The following is a 1732-nucleotide window of genomic DNA, read 5'->3' as shown; positions in this document are numbered from 1 at the left end:
TCAAAACTGATATTGTCACTGAGGTTGGCAATCAAGTTCAGATAAGCAATGACATCTCGAATTTCCTTCCGGCTGTAGAACTTGGTGCCCCCTACCATGGTATAGGGAATGTTGGACTTGAGCAGGGCTTCTTCAATGGTCCGGGACTGGGCATTGGTCCGGTAGAGAACGGCAAAATCACGGTGTTTGTAGCCAGCTTCGCGACTAAGCTCTTCAATCGTTTTAGCAACAAAGACTGCTTCATCCTGCTCATCATTAGCCCGATAATAGACAATCTCTTCCCCGTCTTCATTTTGTGTCCAGAGATTCTTCGGACGGCGGTGGCGATTGTTTTTGATGACATCATTGGCTGCTTGCAGGATAGTTTTAGTGGAGCGATAATTTTCCTCTAACAAAACGACCTTGGCATCAGGATAGTCCTTCTCAAAGTCCAGGATATTCTGCATATCCGCTCCCCGCCAGCCATAAATAGACTGGTCAGCATCCCCAACGACACAGATATTTTTAAAGCGTGAAGCCAAGAGTTTGACCAACTGGTATTGGGCATGGTTGGTATCTTGGTACTCATCCACGTGGATGTATTGGAACTTCTGCTGGTAATAGGTCAGCACATCAGGATGCTGATCAAAAAGACGCAAGGTCAGCATGATCAAATCATCGAAGTCCACTGCTTCCGACTGACGGAGTTCTTTTTGGTAAGCCTCATAACACTTGGCGACGATCTGAGTATACATATCTCCCGCCTGGGCAGCATAGGCCACTTCATCGATCAAGTCATTTTTGGCATTGGAAATAGTCCCCAAAATGGTCCGTTCATTCCATTTTTTTGGATCTAAATTCAAGGACTTCAAGATCCGCTTCATCAAGGTCCGCTGCTCACCTGGATCGACAATGGTAAAATTGCGATTGTAGCCAATATGATCCGCATCTCGACGGAGGATGCGCACACACATGGAGTGGAAGGTGGCAATCAAGCAATCTTGGGTAGCTGGATTCAACTGATAAGCCCGCTCCTTCATTTCCCGAGCGGCTTTATTGGTAAAGGTAATGGCCAAAATATTCCAAGGATTGACCATTTTTTCATCGATTAAGTAAGCGATGCGGTGGGTCAAGACACGTGTCTTACCCGAACCAGCTCCCGCCATGATCAAAAGGGGACCTTCTGTCGTTTGGACCGCCTCTGCTTGGCGATCATTCATACCATTCAATAAAGGATTCATCTCATACTCCTCATTCATTCAATCGTTCTATTATACCACAAAAACCGGCCTAGCTTCTTTTAAAAAAGGACTCATTTGAATTTCCCTTCCAAAAACGATATAATAGTAGCTTAAAGAAAACAGGTTCATATCCGAGGTTGTAGGAGGAAATTTTGGAAAAACCATACAGTAACTTAAAACTGGCTGAACGTGGTGCCATCATCAGTATTTTAGCCTATTTACTACTTTCTTCAGCAAAATTAGCTACTGGCCATCTGCTTCACTCCTCTAGTTTGGTAGCCGATGGATTTAACAACTTATCAGATATTATCAGCAATGCTGCCCTGCTCATCGGGATTCGTCTCGCGCGCCAACCAGCTGACCGTGATCACAAGTTTGGTCACTGGAAAATTGAAGATCTAGCTAGTCTAGTCACCTCCATCATTATGTTTTATGTCGGTTTTGATGTCTTACGCGATACCCTCCAAAAGATCTTCAGCAATGAAACAGTTAGCATTGATCCACTCGGTGCT

The 1732-nt window shown here is 44.7% G+C and carries 2 protein-coding genes; one reads left to right on the top strand and one right to left on the bottom strand.

Annotated elements, in window-relative coordinates:
* On the bottom strand, positions 1-1220 hold a 1220-nt coding region (locus tag SPADD19_RS05300; RefSeq protein WP_164905849.1), incomplete at its 3' end, for a UvrD-helicase domain-containing protein.
* A 152-nt stretch (positions 1221-1372) separates the two neighbouring features.
* On the opposite strand from SPADD19_RS05300, the gene SPADD19_RS05295 reads away from it, so the two are divergent.
* Positions 1373-1732 (top strand): cation diffusion facilitator family transporter (locus SPADD19_RS05295; protein WP_128861588.1); only part of this gene is annotated, 360 nt, incomplete at its 3' end.

Origin of the sequence: Streptococcus parasanguinis, from assembly GCF_001578955.1 — a bacterium.
Lineage (GTDB): Bacteria > Bacillota > Bacilli > Lactobacillales > Streptococcaceae > Streptococcus > Streptococcus parasanguinis_U.
This window is presented reverse-complemented; position numbering and strand designations above follow the sequence as displayed.